The organism is Paenibacillus sp. MDV22-iso6, assembly GCF_058408365.1.
Genome location: NZ_JBZVDZ010000006.1, coordinates 470,210 through 471,538 on the forward strand (window position 1 = coordinate 470,210; position 1,329 = coordinate 471,538).

1 protein-coding gene is annotated in these 1,329 nt (G+C 59.1%); it reads left to right on the plus strand.

Annotated features, from left to right (window positions below):
* The coding region (locus tag AC4PM4_RS19490; protein WP_491614326.1) for a hypothetical protein at positions 1 to 1,329 on the plus strand (1,329 nt) is incomplete at both ends.

Here is a 1,329-nt window from a genome sequence, read left to right on the forward strand (position 1 = left end):
CTACGGGAGCCACTGGTGCAACGGGCATTACTGGGGTAACTGGTGTGACAGGTGCAACGGGAACAGGAACAACCGGAGCTACCGGAGCAACTGGTCTTACCGGTGTAACTGGAGCTACAGGTGCAACGGGCTTAACTGGGGTCACCGGTACGACAGGATCAACGGGAACAACCGGAGCCACGGGAGCAACGGGTCTTACTGGAGTAACTGGTGCAACAGGCGCAACCGGAACAGGAGCAACTGGAGCCACAGGTGTAACGGGTTTTACTGGAGTAACAGGAGTGACAGGAGTGACAGGAGCAACGGGAACAGGAACGACTGGAGCTACTGGTGCAACGGGTCTTACTGGGGTAACTGGTGCGACAGGTGCCACCGGAACTGGAACTACGGGAGCCACAGGTGCAACGGGTCTTACTGGAGCCACAGGCGCGACGGGTTTAACAGGTATAACTGGTGCAACAGGTGCTACCGGAACGGGAACAACAGGAACCACCGGCGCGACAGGATTTACTGGGGTAACAGGTGTGACAGGTGCAACAGGAACGGGAGCTACAGGGGCAACTGGAGCCACCGGCTCAACTGGGGTAACTGGTGGAACAGGTGCTACCGGAACGGGATCAACAGGAACCACCGGCGCGACAGGATCTACTGGGGTAACAGGTGTTACAGGCGCAACCGGAACCGGAGCTACGGGAGCCACTGGTGCAACGGGGATTACTGGGGTAGCTGGTGCGACAGGTGCCACCGGAACTGGAACAACCGGAGCCACTGGGGCAACGGGGCTTACTGGAGTAACTGGAGCCACGGGAGCGACAGGATTTACTGGCGTGACAGGTGCAACGGGTTCAACTGGGGTAACTGGTGCGACAGGTGCAACCGGAACAGGAGCTACGGGAGCTACAGGTGCAACGGGCATTACTGGGGTAACTGGTGTGACAGGTGCAACCGGAACAGGAACAACTGGAGCCACAGGTGCAACGGGTCTTACTGGGGTAACAGGTGTGACAGGTGCCACCGGAATAGGAACAACCGGAGCCACAGGTGCGACGGGTGTAACTGGGGTGACAGGCGCAACCGGAACAGGAACAACTGGAGCCACAGGTGCAACGGGCTTAACTGGGGTCACCGGTACGACAGGACCAACGGGAACAACAGGAACCACCGGCGCGACAGGATCTACTGGGGTAACAGGTGTAACTGGTGTGACAGGTGCAACCGGAACCGGAGCAACTGGAGCCACTGGTGCAACAGGACTTACTGGGGTAACAGGTGCGACAGGGGCAACGGGAACGGGAACAACTGGAGCCACAGGTGCAACGGGGCCTACTG